The organism is Rhizobium sp. CF142, assembly GCF_000281145.1.
Lineage (GTDB): Bacteria > Pseudomonadota > Alphaproteobacteria > Rhizobiales > Rhizobiaceae > Rhizobium.
On the sequence record NZ_AJWE01000089.1, the window covers coordinates 1 to 17632 of the forward strand.

16 protein-coding genes and 3 pseudogenes are annotated in these 17632 nt (G+C 58.2%); 11 read left to right on the forward strand and 8 right to left on the reverse strand.

Features of this window, described 5'->3' with window-relative positions:
• Positions 1–463 precede the first annotated feature (463 nt).
• Positions 464–790: an RT0821/Lpp0805 family surface protein gene (locus PMI11_RS17280; RefSeq protein ID WP_244430605.1), complete on the forward strand. Its 327-nt coding sequence runs from the start codon at positions 464–466 to the stop codon at positions 788–790.
• Positions 791–929: 139 nt separating this feature from the next.
• Entirely contained in the window at positions 930–1811 is an 882-nt protein-coding gene (locus PMI11_RS17285) for an MBL fold metallo-hydrolase (RefSeq protein WP_007819385.1), read from the forward strand.
• 429 nt (positions 1812–2240) lie between these two features.
• On the opposite strand, the gene PMI11_RS36555 is transcribed toward PMI11_RS17285, so the two are convergent.
• The 5 genes from PMI11_RS36555 to PMI11_RS17305 all read right to left on the reverse strand — a co-directional run bounded on the left by PMI11_RS36555 (position 2241) and on the right by PMI11_RS17305 (position 5577).
• Positions 2241–2450, reverse strand: a complete 210-nt coding sequence (locus PMI11_RS36555; RefSeq protein WP_081493264.1) for a sterol carrier protein domain-containing protein — start codon at positions 2448–2450, stop codon at positions 2241–2243.
• Between the two features lie 106 nt (positions 2451–2556).
• A complete protein-coding gene (locus PMI11_RS17290; protein WP_007819393.1) occupies positions 2557–3348 on the reverse strand; it encodes an amino acid ABC transporter ATP-binding protein in 792 nt (263 codons plus the stop codon).
• Positions 3345–4013, reverse strand: a complete 669-nt coding sequence (locus PMI11_RS17295; protein WP_007819394.1) for an amino acid ABC transporter permease — start codon at positions 4011–4013, stop codon at positions 3345–3347. The genes PMI11_RS17290 and PMI11_RS17295 overlap by 4 nt, the downstream gene beginning before the upstream one ends.
• The gene (locus PMI11_RS17300; protein WP_007819395.1) at positions 4010–4651 is read right to left on the reverse strand and encodes an amino acid ABC transporter permease; all 642 of its coding nucleotides are present in this window, start codon (positions 4649–4651) and stop codon (positions 4010–4012) included. The genes PMI11_RS17295 and PMI11_RS17300 overlap by 4 nt, the downstream gene beginning before the upstream one ends.
• A gap of 98 nt (positions 4652–4749) precedes the next feature.
• Complete coding sequence (locus tag PMI11_RS17305) at positions 4750–5577, reverse strand: transporter substrate-binding domain-containing protein (RefSeq protein WP_007819396.1); 828 nt, start codon at positions 5575–5577, stop codon at positions 4750–4752.
• Between the two features lie 230 nt (positions 5578–5807).
• Between PMI11_RS17305 and hutC the strand changes: the two genes are divergently transcribed.
• From hutC to PMI11_RS17325, 4 genes and pseudogenes are all read left to right on the forward strand, one after another.
• Positions 5808–6551 carry a histidine utilization repressor gene (hutC, locus tag PMI11_RS17310; protein ID WP_007819397.1) on the forward strand — a complete coding sequence of 248 codons (744 nt, stop codon included), beginning with the start codon at positions 5808–5810 and terminating at the stop codon, positions 6549–6551.
• Positions 6548–7489, forward strand: a complete 942-nt coding sequence (locus PMI11_RS17315; protein ID WP_007819399.1) for a LysR substrate-binding domain-containing protein — start codon at positions 6548–6550, stop codon at positions 7487–7489. Before hutC ends, PMI11_RS17315 begins: the two co-directional genes overlap by 4 nt.
• Positions 7490–7599: 110 nt before the next feature.
• On the forward strand, positions 7600–8955 hold the full coding sequence (locus PMI11_RS17320) for an LLM class flavin-dependent oxidoreductase (RefSeq protein ID WP_007819401.1): 1356 nt from the start codon (positions 7600–7602) through the stop codon (positions 8953–8955).
• Positions 8952–9481 (forward strand): annotated as a pseudogene (locus tag PMI11_RS17325) (flavin reductase family protein). Before PMI11_RS17320 ends, PMI11_RS17325 begins: the two are co-directional and overlap by 4 nt.
• Here PMI11_RS17325 and PMI11_RS17330 read toward each other — a convergent pair.
• Positions 9461–10624 (reverse strand): aminotransferase, encoded by a 1164-nt coding sequence (locus tag PMI11_RS17330; RefSeq protein ID WP_007819404.1) that lies wholly within the window; start codon positions 10622–10624, stop codon positions 9461–9463. The pseudogene PMI11_RS17325 and the gene PMI11_RS17330 sit on opposite strands and share 21 nt — an antisense overlap.
• Positions 10625–10720: 96 nt before the next feature.
• On the opposite strand from PMI11_RS17330, the gene speB reads away from it, so the two are divergent.
• The 3 genes and pseudogenes from speB (at position 10721) to PMI11_RS36560 (ending at position 12901) form a co-directional block, all read left to right on the forward strand.
• On the forward strand, positions 10721–11776 hold the full coding sequence (speB, locus tag PMI11_RS17335) for an agmatinase (RefSeq protein ID WP_007819406.1): 1056 nt from the start codon (positions 10721–10723) through the stop codon (positions 11774–11776).
• 61 nt (positions 11777–11837) lie between these two features.
• Positions 11838–12005 (forward strand): hypothetical protein, encoded by a 168-nt coding sequence (locus PMI11_RS37345; protein ID WP_157179650.1) that lies wholly within the window; start codon positions 11838–11840, stop codon positions 12003–12005.
• Positions 12006–12150: 145 nt separating this feature from the next.
• Positions 12151–12901: pseudogene (locus tag PMI11_RS36560) on the forward strand (4'-phosphopantetheinyl transferase superfamily protein).
• A 500-nt stretch (positions 12902–13401) separates the two neighbouring features.
• Here PMI11_RS36560 and PMI11_RS36570 read toward each other — a convergent pair.
• Positions 13402–13902, reverse strand: a pseudogene (locus PMI11_RS36570) (LysR family substrate-binding domain-containing protein); the annotation flags it as partial.
• A 279-nt stretch (positions 13903–14181) separates the two neighbouring features.
• Between PMI11_RS36570 and PMI11_RS17360 the strand changes: the two are divergent.
• Positions 14182–15120, forward strand: a complete 939-nt coding sequence (locus PMI11_RS17360) for a phosphatase PAP2 family protein (RefSeq protein WP_007819410.1) — start codon at positions 14182–14184, stop codon at positions 15118–15120.
• Positions 15121–15583: 463 nt separating this feature from the next.
• On the opposite strand, the gene PMI11_RS17365 is transcribed toward PMI11_RS17360, so the two are convergent.
• A complete protein-coding gene (locus tag PMI11_RS17365) occupies positions 15584–16132 on the reverse strand; it encodes a cupin domain-containing protein (protein WP_007819412.1) in 549 nt (182 codons plus the stop codon).
• Between the two features lie 140 nt (positions 16133–16272).
• Between PMI11_RS17365 and PMI11_RS17370 the strand changes: the two genes are divergently transcribed.
• Entirely contained in the window at positions 16273–17607 is a 1335-nt protein-coding gene (locus PMI11_RS17370) for an aspartate aminotransferase family protein (protein ID WP_007819414.1), read from the forward strand.
• Positions 17608–17632 lie beyond the last annotated feature (25 nt).

A 17632-nucleotide genomic window follows, 5' to 3' on the forward strand; every position in this document is an offset into this window, starting at 1 on the left:
TGTAGGAGAGGTTCTGACGGGAAAAGGAGATGATCGGCGGAGCCCGCTGAAGGAGAAGAACCTCCAGCAAATCTGCGTCCTGGTCGTCGAGGCTGACACAATATCACCGCTCCACCCAGCACATCTCTTGAAGTCGTTGTCATCTCAGCAATCCGTCAATTGAGCCACGTATAAGTCGCACCAACAAACGTCGAAGCGCAGCGTGTTTTGACATGCGATACCGCTTCGAAACGCTCTCCGTAATTACTTTGCTCTTGTTAAGCAAACAGTTGAAACGCGTCGAGATCGTTGTCCGGCCCCGCTCATTGAAGGCCTGTTGACCACACTTTGGCGAATACGTTCGAGCCGTTTCCACGCGACAGGGTTATTTCGCCATCGCCAAAATGTGAACTATTAGTAACTTGAAATACAAAATGCAAAGCGCTTTATCCGGGCGATGAATCCGAAGCACTTCATCTCAGCAATGAGCATCGCGGCTTTGACGGCATGTTCACATATCGAGCCGCTTGAGACGCCCCTCGCCCAGTCAGCAACCCCGCACCAGGCGCCCTTGACCGATCAAGCGGTGATCGCAGATACAGTCGGTCGCAGTGCTGTCGGTGCAACTGCGCTCGCTTGGGCCAACCCATCGACAGGCAGCGCGGGCGTTATCGAACAGATCGATGCCAGTAACGATGGACCGGGCGGATGTCGCGGTTTTGTAACCAGTCGGCAATCGCTCGACGGCATGACGCGCTTCAACGGCGTAGCTTGCCGGTCTGGGGACAGTTGGAAGCTGGGTGGGCAGTAGGGTATCCTACTCCTACCCTAGCTCCTTGAATTATATCCGCTAGAATCGCAGCGTGGTATCTTCGCGAGATTGCGAGGAGACCTGGCTTGGTTATGGAGCCTAAACGACTTCATCGCGCCCGAAGTGAGAGGATCTCGTCATGCCGAATTCCAAAACATTGTTCGTGGCTTCGTTTCTGGCGTTGGCTATCGCAGCCTCCGCCTCCGCGCAAATGCCTCCGCAGCAGCCGGACTCAAAAGCCTTCAAGATTGGTTCCCTCGATCTGGTTTCGTTGCACGATGCCCAGTTCGTGCTGCCGAACGACGGCAAAGTCTTCGGTGTCGGACACTCCCCAGAGGAAATTGGTGAAGTGCTGAAGGCAGCAGGCGCGCCCACTGACGCCGTCACGCTAAGCGTCGACGCGTTGTTGGTGAAAGCGCCAAAGCGCGTGATCCTGATCGATACTGGGGTTGGCGGAGCGCTGCAACAGTCCCTCGCTCAGGCAGGCACGAAGCCGGAAGAAGTTACCGACATTCTGATAACCCATTCGCATCCCGACCACATGGGCGGCCTCGTTAAGGACGGGAAGCTGGCCTTCCCCAAGGCAACGATCCGCATGTCCTCGGCGGAATGGGCATTCGCCAGGAAGAACGCCCAGCTTGCGAACATCGTCAAGGTGATCGACGGAAACGTGAAGACCTTCAAGCCGGGCGCGACGGTCGTGCCACAAATAACCTCGGTCAGCTTGAAGGGCCATACACCAGGCCATGTCGGGTATGAAATCGTATCCGGCAAGGGGAAGTTACTGGACATCGGAGACACGGTGCACAGCTCGATCATCTCGCTTGTGAAACCGGAATGGCTAGTCGGGTTCGACAATGACGAAAAAGGCGGCGAGAAGAACCGCATCGACACCTTGAAGAAACTAGCGAAGGACAACGAACTTGTATTCACCCCGCACTTCCCCTTCCCCGGCGTGGGTCGCATCGCAGCCGACGGCGATCACTTCTCGTGGGAGCCGAGCGTCCCGGCAGCGAAGTAACTCGGAACTACCGGGACTAGAATTGGGAAGCAATTGCCGAAGCTTCATCCAGGAACGCGTTAAGTGACGAGGGTTGGCTTCCGACCTGAATGCGACTGGCCATCTCAGACACGTTTGACGGCGGATGGGTCACCTCTCGCCCGTCAACGCATTCGGATCGACGGCGCGCATCAGGCAGTCTTCGCAGGACTTCCGGAACAGGTGTCCTGTCGGTGTACTCGCTCAATTGAAAAAGCTCTGAGTGAGAGGTGGCCGCCTTGAGAGGAATCGAACCGGCGACCTGATCTTTGTGTCAGCCTCTCCATTTCAAGGATATAAGATGTGGAGACGTAGCGGCACGAGCCAAAACCATATCGGGAACGCAGGGAAAACGTCGGCTCCAAGCTTCGCCGCTTTCGCTTGGAACTGCTATCTCCCTCAGCCGTCCAGTTAGAAATGCTCCCCGACCCAAGGCGCGAGTCCCGCGAATGCGCGGTCGAGCATCATGATTGCCTCGTCGGACTCATTGAGACCGCCTGCACGACGAAGGAACGCCGCCGATCGAAAGCCGGTGTACAGGCTCGGAAGCTGCGCGGCATCTATACTCACGGTTACCGGCGTTTGGCTCCCCCGATCGACCGAGGCAATGCCGTCGACAATGGAAACCGTGAGGCAACGATGTCCGGGGCATCGATATACTGGAGGATTTGGAGGAGATTCTAGGTGCTCGACTTAATCTGCCTGACGGTCTGGAAGGACATGAACATTAAAGCAACATCGAGGCACCGCGGTCGAGATAAGTATCGAGGAATTGTTCAAGGCGGGGGTTTCTCGGCTTCTTAAAGACCTCCTGGGGCGATCCGCTGAAGAGCACCTTGCCGTGGTCGAGAAAGATGATCTGCTGGCCGACGGTCGCAGCAAAACCTATCTCGTGCGAGACAACGACCATGGTCATGCCCTCGGAGGCCAGATCGCGCATGACGTTCAAGACTTCGCCAGTCAGCTCCGGATCAAGCGACGAGGTGGGCTCATCAAACAGCATGATCTTGGGCTTCAGCGCCAGGGCACGGGCGATCGCCACCCGCTGCTGCTGTCCGCCTGACAGCTGGGAGGGATAGTGCCCGGCCCGGCCCTCGAGGCCAACCTTGACGAGCTGGGCCATTGCCCGCTCCTCCGCATCCTTGCGGCTCATTTTGTGAACCGTCTTCAATGCTTCGCTGACATTGCCGAGGGCCGTCATGTGCGGCCAGAGATTGAACTGCTGGAACACCATGCCGATTTGGGCGCGGATCGCCCGGTTGGTGGCGATCGAGACCCGCTCGCGCCGTCCTTGAGAATCCTCGGTAAAGCCAAGCACCTCGCCGTTGATCGAGATCGTCCCGCGCGTTGTCTCCTCAAGAAAAGCCATACAGCGCAAAAGGGTGCTCTTGCCGGAACCGGAAGGGCCGATGAGGCAGGAAACCTGTCCGGGCTCGATAGCGAGATCGATGCCATGAAGGACCGTGGTCTCTCCGAAAGTCTTGATGAGATTCCTAACTGCTATTGCGGGGACGCTCATGCGTTGAAAAACCTGAATCTGGAAAGTTTCGTTTCAGCAAGGTTGCCAAGCCAGCCCGTGACTTCGACGAGCACCCAATAGAAAAGCGCCAATGCGGAGAGTGCTTCGACGAAAGCATATTGCTGCGACCCGATTGCACTCAGCGTGGCCGTCAGCTCCGGCACGGTGATTATGGACAAGACCGCCGTCTCCTTCATCAGGATGACCACCATATTCACGGATGGCGGCAGCACCAGCATCGTCATTTCCGGCAATAGAATGCGCCTGACGATCTGCGCCTGCGTTAGGCCGACACATTCACCGGCCTCGATATGTCCCCTCGGTACAGCCTGGAAGCCGGAGCGGAAGATCTCGCTGAAATAGGCCGCGCCATAGATCGAAATGCCGATCAATCCGGCGGGCAAGGGATCGAGATCAAGGCCGACAAAGGGGCCGCCGTAATAGACTAGGAATATCTGGATGAGAAACGGCGTGCCGCGCAGTACGGCTACGACGGCACCCAGCGCCTTGTCGATCAGCACGCTGCCATATTGCCTGGCGACTGCCATCAGAAAGCCGATGACGGCTGCAGCGATTGTGCCCAGAATCCATATCATGATCGTCACGCCGGCACCGCTGACGATGGCGGGCCACTGCCCGATGAGGACATTGATGTCGAAGGTCACCGCGGCGCCCCCGGGAGTCTATTTTCGATCAGGCCGCCGGCAAGCGCCACCAACCAGTTGATCATCAGATAGATGAGACCGGCGGATGCGAAGAGCTGCAGCGGCAGGAAGGTGCTGCCGGCAAGATCCTGAGCCATGCGCGTCAGTTCGACGATGCCGACAACTGAGACCAATGACGACGCCTTGAGAATGAGGATCGCCTCGTTGACGAGAGCTGGAAAGGTGAGGCGCAGGGCGATCGGAACCTTGACGCGTCGGAAGATCTGGCTCGGTGTCAGACCGACCATTTCCGCCGACTCCACCAGGCCCAGAGGCACGCTGGCAAAGCCGCCGCGCAGGTTCTCGGCCTGGTAGGCTGCGGTGCAGAGCGACAGGCCGATGACCGCGGCCACGATGCTCGGTACATTGATGCCGATGACCGGCAGCAGATTGTAGATCAGCAGCAGTTGCACCAACAACGGCACGCCGCGAAAGAAGCTGATGAAAATCTGGGCAGGTCGCACGAAAAGCCCTCGTCCCGACAGCAGCATTCCCGAAAGAAGGATCGCAATCGCAAAGCCGATGAGGATCGACACAACACTGATGGTCACCGTGTAGATCGATGCCTGCAGAAGCAACTCGAAGAGTTTAACGGACATTGTTCAGATTTCGCTCGCTTGCCGGTGAGGAAGATCCGGTCGCATTCCTCGGCCATGCCCTGGCATCCCCGCGGGCATGGCCGATTTCCGATGGCTGATCAGAATGCCGGGTCCTTAACGGAATCCGGTGTGTCGAAGCTCGCGCCGAACCATTTCTTTTGCAGCGTCGCCATCCGGCCGTCAGCTTTGATCTTGAGCATTGCGGCGTCGATTGCGTCCATCAGTGGTGCATGATCTGCATCCCTCAGGCCGATAAAGCCGAAATAGGATTTCTTGCCAAAGGGCGGCAGCACGACTTCGAACGTGCCTTCGCGCTGCTTCGCGACGAAAGCAATATTCGGCAGTGAGTTGGCAACACCGGCGATACGGCCGGCCGCGAGATCCGCATAGGACTCGGTGAAGGCCGGATATTCGCGGATATCGACCTTTGTCGGCAGGGCTTCGGAAAACTCCTTAAGCTGATCCAGCTGGGCGGTCGCCTTGCCGACGCCAATCTTCTTGCCAGCGATATCCTCCGGCTTGCTGATCGTCTGGTCGCCGGCCTTTTTCAGGATCGCGATGGTCGCCTCGGCAAGCGGCGGTGTGAAACGATAGCGCTCCATGCGCTTCTTGGTGATCGTCGCTGGGCCTGCGACGACGTCGAACTTGCCGGCCTCGAGTGCGGGGAAGACCCCATCCCAGGGGAGCGTGACCCATTCGATTCTCACGCCGAGTTCCTTGCCGATCTCGTTAAAAAGATCGACGTTCAAGCCGACATGTTCGCCAGCGTCGATAAAATCGAACGGTGCGAAGGCCGTCTCGGTACCGACCTTCATGGTGCCAGCGGCCTTCGCGGCAGCAAGCGTATCGGCCGCATGGGCGGAAATCGTCGCGCCGAACAGAAATGCAGCGCCGACCAGCCCCTTCAGAAGCGAATTCTTCCTCATGTTTTTCTCTCCAGTTTTTACCCTTCCGGTGGAAGGTCCAAGTTCCCCAATCGTTGTCCCGCCGAGCGGATTTCTCTGATCCGCTTTTGTCTATACAAATAGATACAGGCCGGCCTACACTGTCAAACGCTAAACTCGGCGGACGCAAGATTTGTGCCGCATGATGCCGGTAGACCTGGTAGCGGCGGCTTTGGTGGAAATTGAATGTCATCGCTGGATCGAGGTGAGTTTTGGTCTCAATTCATCAGAGAATTTTTGAAGACATCGAAACCAGGATCATGGCCGGCGTCTGGCAACCTGGTCACCGCATCCCCTTCGAACACGAGCTGGTACATGAGTATCAATGTTCCCGAATGACCGTGAACAAGGCTCTTTCGGCCCTGGCGCAACGCGGCATGATCACACGCCGCCGCAAGGTTGGCTCCTTCGTCGCCTCCCGGCAGATTGACCGCACCGTGATGGATATCCAAGATATCTCCACGGAAGCCGAATTGGCGGGGCATGACCACAGCTACAGGATCCTGCGGCGAAAGATCGAGAGACTGGATGCTGCCACTGCCGCACGGCTCGGCGAACCTACGGGAGCGGACATCCTGCGGCTTCACTGCCTGCACACAGTGGACGGGAAGCCAAATGCGCTGGAGCGGCGCATCATCATGCTCGCCATGGTACCGTCTGCCAGAACCGAAAGCTTTGCTTTGGTTCCGCCCGGCAAATGGTTGCTGGACATGGTGCCTTGGTCGAAGGCAAGGCATGTCATTCGCGCCGTATCGGCCGATGCCGCCACTGCACGACTGCTTGAGACCGAGCGTGGCAAGGCCTGCCTGACCCTGATCCGCCAGACATGGCAGAGCAGCCGCACGGTCACCTATGTCGAGATCATCCATCCCGGCGACCGTTTCCAGTTCGCCGGCGACTTTCATCCAACGGAGAGAGGCATCCCAGATCAACCGCCGCGGAGAAGCGCCTCTTGACTGAGAAACAGGCTATCCGGACAGTGCCGCTCAAGGGCTTGCAGGCCTTCGAAGCCGTCGGCCGCTGTGGCGGCGTAAGCGCCGCGGCCCTCGAGCTAAAGGTTTCCCCGGGCGCGATCAGTCAGCAGATCCGCAAGATCGAGAGCTTTCTCGGCGTCACCTTGCTGGAGCGCAACGGCCGCACTGTGGAGCTCACCCAATGGGGGCGGCTCTATCACCAGGAAATATCGAAAGGTTTCGAGCAATTCGCGCTTGCGGAACAGATTTTGGAACGGGCACGCAATGAGAATGGCCTGGTTCTCAGCGCCCTGTCTTCCGTCGTCAACAAATGGATAGGGCGCCGGATCTTCGACTGGCAGGCCCTTCATCCGAATGCTCATGTCAGGATTGTCGGCCGCGACAAGGAACCCCGCATGGGCTTCGACGACGTCGATTTCCGCATCAGCTATGGATCGGATGTGCTGCAGCATGAACACTATACCGAACTGTTCCGCGATTGGGTCGTGCCAGTCTGCTCGCCGGCGCTGATCAAGGGCAAGGCGCCCTCCGTCGCGCGGCTTCTCGAATATCCACTCCTGCATGTCGAATGGGAGCGGCATTTCACACCCTACCCAAGCTGGCGCGAATTTGCTGCTACGACGGGCGCCACGTTCGAGGAGAGCACAGCCGGTCTTTCCTTCACTCTGTCGAGCAGTGCGATTGACGCAGCCGTCAACAAGCGCGGCGTCGTCCTCGCGCAGATGTCTATGATTGCCGATGAGCTCGAGGCACAGACGCTCGTCATTCCCGTCGACACACGCATAGCACTGCGCGAAAGCTATTATCTCGCCTGGGATCGCGCGGCGTTGCAGAAGCCCCATGGGCGCGAATTCCGTGATTGGCTCGTGGCTGTTTCCCGTCAGCAGGCCGTGGCGTCCGCACCCAGGCCAACACTTTAGAAAAACTAAAACAGAACTCAGCTGCGCAATATTGATGAAAATTTGTGCCTGACGATAATTTGCGCAGGCGGTTTCCCGCGGTGGCGTGACCGACATGGCAGGAGAGCTCGATGGCGCGAACCGACAAGATGAAACTCGGAACTTTCGTCTATACGTTCGGCTTTCATCCGGCCTCCTGGCTGCATCCGGCAAGTAACGTCAATGGCGCCAACGACTTCGCTCATCTGCTCGATGTCGCCAAACGATCCGAGGCGGCCAAATTCGATTTCATGTTCATGGCGGATTCTCCCGCCGCTGCCGTCGGTGATGCGAATGCGCTTGCACGCATTCCGACCAAGATGAACCGTTTCGAACCCCTCTCGCTGCTTTCGGCTCTGGCGGTCACAACCGATAATCTCGGCCTCGTGGCGACGGTCTCGACGAGTTATTACGAACCGTACAATGTCGCGCGCCTATTCTCCTCAATCGACCATCTGAGCAAGGGACGCGCCTGCTGGAACGTCGTCACCTCCGACCATGACGAAACCGGTTACAACTTCAACCGCGAGGGGCTCGATCCGCACGCGCTGCGTTATGAGCGTGGCAACGAATTCGTCGATGTCGTGTTCGGCCTTTGGGACAGCTTCGAGGAAGGCGCACTCCTTCTCGACCGCGAAAACGGTGTCTACTACGACAAGAGCAAACACCATACGCTCAATCACAAGGGCAAGCACTTCCAGGTTCGCGGCCCCCTCAACATCGCGCGAACACCCCAGGGTCGTCCAGTGATCGCCCAGGCGGGCGGTTCGGAGCCCGGAATGGACATGGCGGCACGCACGGCCGAGATCGTCTTCAGCCTCGCATCGAATATCGAGCGGAACCGGGCCTTCTACGAAAATGTCAAGAGCCGAATGGCGGCCTATGGGCGCGATGTGGACGACCTGAAAATCATGCCGGGCATCGTTATCAATGTCGGTGAAACCGAAGCCGAGGCAAAGGCCAAGGTGGATTATCTGATCGACAAGATGCATCCGGATGTCGGCCGATTGATGCTTTCCGAATTCCTGGAAGCGGACCTGCGTGATGTGGCGCTCGACAAGCCCTTCCCCATGGAACGGCTGCCGGCGGCACCAAAGGGATCACGCGCTCTGTTCGATGAGCTGGTCGATTTCGTGAAAGGCGGCCACACTGTCGGCGAACTCATCCGGCACTATGCCGAGAAACATACCGGAAATGGCATCACCGGCACGCCCTCCCAGATTGCCGACTTCATGGAGGAATGGTTCGAGACGCGTGCCGCCGACGGTTTCATCCTGATGTTTCCCACCTTGCCGTCCAGTCTCGACGATTTCGTGCGGCTGGTCCTGCCTGAGCTTCGACGCCGCGGGCTGTTCCGTGAGGAATACGAGGGCAAGACCCTGCGTGAAAACCTCGGTCTTTCAATGCCTGTAAGCCGCTTTGCCAAAGCGCAGGCGCCAGCCGGATGAGTGCTGGGGCTTTGATCAGCGAGGCGGACTTTAAGCTTTCGATGCGTCATCTGGCCGGCGCGGTCAGCGTGATTACGGTCGGCGACGGACAAGACCGCACCGGCTTCACCGCAACCTCGGTGTCCTCGCTTTCGGCGGCGTTGCCTTCCGTCATCGTCAGCGTCAACCGAGCGTCTTCCTCGTGGCCGGCGTTGCAGCAGTATGGCTGCTTCTGTGTCAACGTGCTCGCCGCCGACCAGCAGCCGGTGGCGCAATCCTTTGCCGGCCTCGACGGGCGAAAGGGCGCTGAACGCTACGGCAACGCGGGATGGTATCGCCTCAAAACCGGCGCAGCCGTCCTTAAAAATGCCCTGACGGTCCTGGACTGCAAGCTTGAAACCGCATTCCACCACAATTCCCATGCCATTTTGGTCGGACATGTCTGCGCGATCGAAATCCGGCAGGGCATAGGACCCCTGCTTTACTGGCGCGGCGGCTATCGCCAACTTCCGTCGATCGCGGTGGACTAGCGAAGGCGCTCGGATAATAGCCCGATCGAAGCGACATCGGCGTTGGCGAAGGCAAGTCTGAGGTAACGCTCCTGGCCTTCGCCGAAATAGGCACCGGGCAAACAAACGATGCCGGATTCCTTGGCGAGCTTTTCAGCAATCTCTGAAGACGATCGATCGGCGTGGGGATGGCGGACAAAGGCGAAATAGGCGCCGATCGCTCCGATCTCCCAATCCGGCAGCCCGGAAAAGACCTGCCTCAACGCCTGAGCCCGGCGGGCGATCTCCAGCCTGTTGCCGGCCCGCCAATCGGCGAGCGCCGGGAGAGCCGATGCAACGGCGACCTGAGCCGAACGCGGCGCGCAGATCTGCATATTGTCCATCACCTTGGCGATCTCGGCGATGAGTTTAGGCCCTGCCGTGATTGCACCCAGCCTATGGCCGGGAATGCAGAAGGATTTCGAAAAGCTGTAGAGAAGAACGAGTGTGTCCTCCCAGCCCGGCTCGGACAGCAGAGCGTGCGGCCGTCCGTCATCGGCGCCAAGGAACTCGCGATAGGTTTCATCGAGGATCAGCCAGGCGCCATATTTCCGGCAAAGAACAAAAAGCTCATGAAGCAGCTCCGGCGGATACACAGCCCCTGTGGGATTGTTGGGGCTCACGACTGCAAGGATCTTCGCGCCGGCCGCAAGTGCAGCCTCGGCCGAACGCGGGTCGGGAAGGAACCCGCCGGCGGCGTCGCAATCGACCAATCGACGCCCGATCCCCAACATCGACAGCGTCGTGTCGTGGTTGAAATAAAAGGGATTGGTGAGCGCCACGGTATCGCCGGCGCCCGCAAGCGCGATGGCCGAACACATGAAGGCCTGATTGCAGCCGGCGGTGATATGGATATTGCCGGCGGAAAGATCGGCGCCGTAAAGATCGGCGACATGAGCCGCATAGGTCTTACGCAACAGAGGTTCGCCCTCGATCGGCCCGTATCCGGTCATCGCCTGTTGTCCGGCCGCCTCGCCAAGAAGCCGCAGCATTTCCGGATGCGCGGGATAGCCGGGCACGGCCTGCGACAGATCGACGAGTGGCCCTTTTTCTCCTTTGTATTCGCGACTCCAGGCGACGACGGAAGGAATGGGCGGGGCAGAGAGGCGGGCAACGAGGGTATTGGGTTTTGCAGCGATCATATCGATTTCTCTTTGATACCGATTGCTACAACGATACCAATTACTTTCTCAACCTCTTTGTCTGACGAGACGGACCTGAAGCGGAGGCGCAAGCGCATGGTGTGGGATAAAACGCGGCTGGAACAACTGCGGGCAGAATTTGCGGACGCCAATGGCGGCGAGATCTTCGACGAGAAGTTTCGGAAAGTGGCGGAGAAGATCATCTCCAAGAACGGCACGAGACTGGCGCCCTATGCCGGAATACCGACCTTCCTCAGCGCGCCCCACATGCAGGTTGCGGCCGAGGATCCGGACTTCGGCAATCTCCAGGTTGCAATCACAGGGATCCCCATGGATCTTGGCGTCACCAATCGTCCAGGCTCGCGCTTCGGACCGAGAGCGCTTCGCGCCATCGAAAGGATCGGCCCGTACAATCACGTTCTCGGCACGGCGCCGGTCTTCGATCTTCGGGTCGCCGACATCGGCGACGTACCATTCCAGAGCCGCTACCGGCTGGAGCTCAGCCACGACGACATCGAAAAACGCATCGGCCAGATCGTCGATGCCGGCGTTGCCCCGCTTTCCGTTGGGGGCGATCATTCCATCACCCACCCGATTTTGAAGGCCATCGGTCGGCAGCAGCCGGTCGGCCTCATTCATATCGATGCCCATTGCGACACGAGCGGCGCCTTCGATCAGACGAAGTTTCATCACGGCGGGCCGTTCCGGAATGCGGTACTGGACGGTGTGCTTGATCCGACAAGGACAATCCAGATTGGCATCCGCGGTTCGGCGGAATATTTGTGGGAATTCTCCTATGCGTCGGGAATGAGCGTGATCCATGCCGAGGAGATCAGCGGAATGGGGATCGCGGCGGTCGTCGCCAAGGCAAAATCCATCGTCGGCGACGGCCCGACCTATCTTTCCTTCGACGTTGACAGCCTCGATCCGAGCTTTGCACCTGGCACGGGCACGCCCGAGGTCGGTGGATTGACCACGCGCGAGGTCCTTGAATTGATCCGCGGGCTGAAAGGCATAAATCTGGCCGGCGGCGACGTCGTTGAAGTTGCGCCGCAATATGACGCGACGAGCAACACTGCGCATGCCGCAGCGCAGGTGCTCTTCGAGATCCTGAGCCTGATGGTGTTCAGCCCGTCGATCGGCAGACGCTGAGCATTCTGTTCAACGAATGCGAGTATGCGGGGCCTCTCCAGGCCAGGCTGCCGAGCAGCCAATGACCGATAAAGAGCGCATTGCCAATAATGCAACTGTTATGGCTGAAAAGCTCAAGAGCTGTATTGATCGCCTTGAAGGGAATCGAACCATAAACGCTGCAAAAGGCGCCGGTTTGATGCCAAGTTTTGCGCATGTCGATGCTGTGTGCCTGGCGATATTATGTTAGCTTGCAAGGTGAATTGGCTTTTCGTGGGTCGTCGATACGCCGCCCCCACTCCCGGGCGATTTTAGTGCACGGCGCTTCAGGTAAACGCTTCAATGAAAGTGCTAGCTGATGTCCAAAATCAGTCTGGCAAATACACACTGGATTCATGCAGCAATCAAAAAACCAACCTACCGACATCGAAGTCGCGCTCTGGCAATATTCGCAGGACGAACACGACTGGGGCCGATGGATGCGGTCGCTTTCACAGGATGAGCTTGAACGCGCTGCGGCCTACCGGTTCGACCGGGATCGGGTCGCGTTTATCGCCGGACGTTTTCTCCTGCGGCGATTGTTGAGCGCGCATACCGGGACATTGCCGAGGGAGATCATGTTGGTTGCGGATGCGCAAGGCAAGCCGAGCCTCGAGGGGCGTGGGGTACCGCAATTCAGCCTCGCCAATGCCGACGGTCTGGTAACGGTCGCGGTCGCTTCGAGCTGCGATCGCGTCGGGATAGACTGCGAACGCGCTGGCGCAGAGATTGAAGAGGCGGCATTGGACGCCTATTGCAGTTTGAACGAACGACGCTGGCTCGATGAAATGCCCGCGCGCGAAAGGGCGCGTGCCGCCATTCAACTTTGGGGCGCTCAAGGAGAGCCATCTGAAGGCGCTTGGCGTGGGCTTGTGCGAAGATCCCCGGAACGTCACCTTTTCCTGGGAGGACGGTTTCGCCTTTTGCATTCCCGACCAGGTTGCGCGCGATAAAGATCTTTGTCGGCAACGGAAGCAGCATGGCAGCCGTTCGCTTCGGGCGCCTCCGCTCGCAACTCGAAGATCTGCGCTTGCGAGCGACATGGCACAAATCGAGCTGTTCCGTTGTCGCTTTCCACTCCCGGTTTCCAATGGCAAAATGCCATGAGGCACTTGGGCTTAGCGGCCATGAGGGGCCTCGACTTCGGCTAAGGATTTCGCTCTGGCGTGGAATAGCAAAAGTGGTCGAGAGCCTTGGATAATCGCAAGTTCTCCGCAGGCCGGTTCTTGCTTGTGCCATATGTTGGCTTGCAGGGTGACTCGGCTTTTTCGTGGGGTGTCGAAACGCCGAAGCCCTTGCTCTCAGCCGACGCAGGGACGCCTTGCTTTGGAGTCCGAGATCGACCGCTCATACGCAGGGCGCGTAGAGCGAGAAAAGGAAGCATCACCGTCTCGACACTGGAGGCTTTTGCGCGGGTTCAAAAAGGTGGGCGTCTCAGTGCTGCTCGCTCAGATCGAGGCCAATGCGCTAAAGCCAACGGCGCTTCAGTCAGACAGAAAACGGAAGCGCCGGTAATTTTAAGAAACTTCTGTCGCCATTGGTCTCTTGATGAATCGCCTCGAGAGAATAGAAGCCGGCCGCACTGCCCGGCTCTTCGGCAATGATCAGGCGACACCGAGCCCGATCGTGAAATCGACGCCCCTCAGCTGCTTCAATTCGAAACCGCGATTCGGCAGATCCTGCGTCCATTCCCGCACGAAGCCGATGCCAAGGCCGGCTGAGACAAGCGACACCAGCGAGAAGGTGTCATCGCAGGTGTAAGTGACATTGTCCGTCAGATCATGCTCCTCGAATTTTTCAGCAAAATAGCGCTCGCTGTAGGAGAGGTTCTGAGGGGAAAACGAAATGATCTTCTCGGAGCGCGCAGATCCTCAAGGTCAATCTCGCTCTTCAATGACAACGGGCTCTCCTTGGCGACGGCCAGCAGATAGCGCTCATGGGCAATCGAGAAGAAGCGTAAGGAGCCGATATTCTCCACCGGCCTGATGAAGCCGAGATTGATGCGGCCTGCCTCGATATGGCGGATGATGTCATCGGTGGTGCCGCTTTCGATATGCAGGCGGATATCGGGGATATTTGCGGGCAATGCGCGACAGGAAGGCCGGCAGGGACCGGATCGCCGTGACCAGACGCCTAAGATCTGTGGACTTCCCGAATTTTCAAAAAGGCCGGCGCGCGCAGATCGCTGCGGCTAACGCAACGGTCAATCTCGCATCGGCCTCACCAAAAAAGCTGCCTTCGTGTCACTCAATGCTCCATTGCCGCCTGCAGTCACCTTGCACCTTCTAGAGTCGCACCAACGCCCAAGCGGTTGCAGGCCGTCCATCACTTGAATGAGAATTTAACTTCTGGTTGATACCATCTGAAGGTGCATTAGGAGACACCATATGTCGGAGACAGCCAGAGCGCGAGGATTCTTAATTGGCCTTACCGGATGTGTCTACACCGTCGTCCCAATACTGACCTGGGTCGTTGGTCTATCGGTCGATCCAAGAGGCTTCGCCGAGCTAGTCGCGGCGGCCCTAGTTTTTCTCCTCGTCTTCGCCCCCCTTTGCCATTGGCGCAGAATTCCCTCACTCAAATGTATCGTCGAGTGCGCTGGCGTTGGATTATTGCTTACGGCGCCACTTTTAGTGTCCACCTACATTGCTTTTGCCCTCAATCTGCCTCTGCAGGATCAACAGCTTCTCCAATTAGATCGCCGTCTTGGCATAGACTGGTTGAGCTTGATCACATTCGTCGACTCAAGTGCCCTGCTGGCTAAATCGCTGACACTTGCTTATCAGACCTTCCATCTTCAGCTTTTATTTCTGCCAGTAGCGCTAAGCCTTTACGGTCACCAAGCTCGCGCGTATCAGGTCGCCGGGATCTACGGACTTATTTGCGTCATCGCTAGTATCATTACCATTTGGTATCCTGCACTCGGAACCTACACCGATTTTGCTGTCAATCCCAACGACCTCAAAAACATCAACGGAATGCTCGGCGTAGAATACGTCCCGCAAATTTTAGCCGTCAGAGATGACCCGCATTTTGTCCTGCGATTGGAGCACGCAAGCGGCATCATTTCATTTCCGTCAGTCCACGCGGCGGTGGCGGTACTATGCAGTTGGGGCGCATGGACAATAAGATGGATTCGATTTCCGCTGATCTTCTTGAACACATTGATGCTGCTGTCCGCTATCACCGAAGGCGGCCACTATATTGTCGATTTGATCGCAGGAATTGGCGTTGCTGGTTTCAGCATAGCTGTGGTTCTCAATCATTCCCGCGGCAGTAGGCTTCAGTTTCATCGCAAACCGCTTCAGGAGGTTCAACAGATCTAGCGCCCTTAACATTTAGAAAAACTGCTTGAGAGTAGTCCTGAGTCAATTACGGCCCGACCTGATGAGCCCCGGCAGACAACCCGAGGAAATCTTCCTCGTAGATCGCGTTCAGCAATGAAACCATCGCCCTTTGGACAATCTTGTCCTCCAGCGCGGTGACCGCAAGATCACGTCCCTTTCGCGGCTCAATGGCTGGCCTGCGCATTCTCCTGCCGACGCTTCGCCAACGACCTCGCGATCGCCAGTGCACGGCTCGGCGTCAATGTGGACTGCTACTCCTTCATTGAAATGGACTTCCCCCATTCTATTCCTTGCCGGTTTTTCCGGCACCCACAAGCGGGACCGACTGCCCCATGCCTGAGTGTTCCGCTTCCGGGCCGACCTCGCCACAGTCACAACCCTCGCAACAGACGACCGGCCTTGACGCACTTGACCGGGTGCTTGCCCGCATCGAGGGCCGTCCCTAGAACGTCGGAGGCGTGCAGGCGCTGACGACTTCGCAGGCAACGGGGCCGACGCATCGAAAACGATGCGGGCGGCGGCTCTCGAAATAATAGGCGTCACCCGGACCTAGGATTCGTCGCTCATTGTCGACTGTGACCTCGAGTCTTCCCGACAGGACGATGCCGCCCTCCTCCCCCTCATGCACGAGGGGCACCTTTCCCGTATCGGCGCCGGGCTGATAGCATTCCTTGAGAATCTGCAGGCTTCGGCCGAACATGCTCTCGCCCACCTGCCTGAAGGAAATGCCGCCCTTGCCGATCTCCACCAGTTCGTCCGCTGCATAGAATGCCTTCCTTGGCTTTTCCGGCTCAAGTGCAAAGAATTCCGCGAGCCCAATCGGAATGCCATCCAGAATCCGCTTCAACGCGCCGACCGACGGATTCGAGGTGTTCGATTCAATCAGCGAGATCGTCGAGTTCGGCACGCCGGTCCGCTTCGCCAGTTCACGCTGAGAAAGCTTGTGAGCCGTTCGCACATAGCGCAGGCGATTTCCGAGATCGAACGACATGCATCACCGTTTGCGTTGTCTAGAATATCGAAATCTGTAGGCCAGCATCCGCGTATATTCAATAGGTTATGGACACAAAGAAAAGGACTTGTTCGATCGATGAAAATATCGGAGGTCTCTTGCAGCCGATGGAGGGCAAGATGGATCAGATCAGCAAGACGAACGCGCCGGTGCTCGATAATTTCTGGATGCCGTTCACGGCGAACCGGCAGTTCAAGGCGGCACCCCGCCTCCTCGCTTCCGCTGAAGGCATGTATTATACCGATGTCGACGGCAACCGCGTTCTTGACGGGACGGCCGGCCTCTGGTGCTGCAACGCCGGCCACGGCCGCAGGAAAATTTCCCAGGCCGTTGAGCGCCAGCTATCGACGATGGATTTTGCGCCCACCTTCCAGATGGGACACCCGATTGCCTTCGACTTCGCAGCCAAGCTGGCAAAAATCGCGCCCGGCGGGCCTGACGCGAAGCTCGACCGCGTCTTTTTCACCGGTTCCGGCTCGGAATCGGTCGATACCGCGCTGAAGATTGCGATCGCCTATCAGCGCGCGATCGGCCAGGGAACCCGCACTCGCATCATCGGCCGGGAGAAGGGCTATCACGGCGTCGGTTTCGGCGGCATTTCGGTTGGCGGCCTCGTCAACAATCGCCGGATGTTCCCGCAGATCCCAGCCGACCACATGCGCCACACGCTCGACGTGGAGCGCAATGCCTTCACCAAGGGCCTGCCGGACCACGGTCTCGAGCTCGCCGACGATCTCGAACGCCTCGTTCAGCTGCACGGGGCCGAGACCATCGCCGCCGTCATCGTCGAACCGATGTCCGGCTCGGCAGGCGTTATCCTTCCGCCGAAGGGATATCTACAAAGATTGCGCGCGATCGCCGACAAGTACGGTATTCTCCTGATCTTCGATGAGGTGATCACCGGCTTCGGACGGCTCGGAACGCCGTTCGCAACAGACTATTTTGGCGTCGTTCCAGATTTGGTCACGACGGCAAAGGGGCTGACGAACGGCACGATCCCGATGGGGGCGGTCTTCGCCAGCCGGAAGATCTATGACGGACTGATGGTCGGTCCGGAAAACGCCATCGAGCTGTTTCACGGCTATACCTATTCGGGCCATCCGGTCGCCTGTGCCGCCGGTATCGCTACTCTGGAGATCTACGAGGAAGAGGGGTTGCTGACCCGTGCCGCCAGCCTTGCCGATCACTGGCAGGAAGCCCTGCATTCGCTGAAAGGCAGTCCCCATGTTGTCGACATCCGCAATCTTGGTCTTGTTGGCGCCGTAGAGCTTACGCCTCGCGAGGGAGCACCGGGCACACGCGCCTATGACGTCTTCGTTGATTGCTTCAACAAAGGACTGCTGATCCGCGTCACCGGCGACATCATCGCCCTCTCACCGCCGCTTATCGCAGAGAAGAGCGAAATCGAAGCGATTGTCTCCAAGATAAGCGATGCCCTGAACCGGGTGGCATGAATACGGCTAAGACGTGGAGATTGCG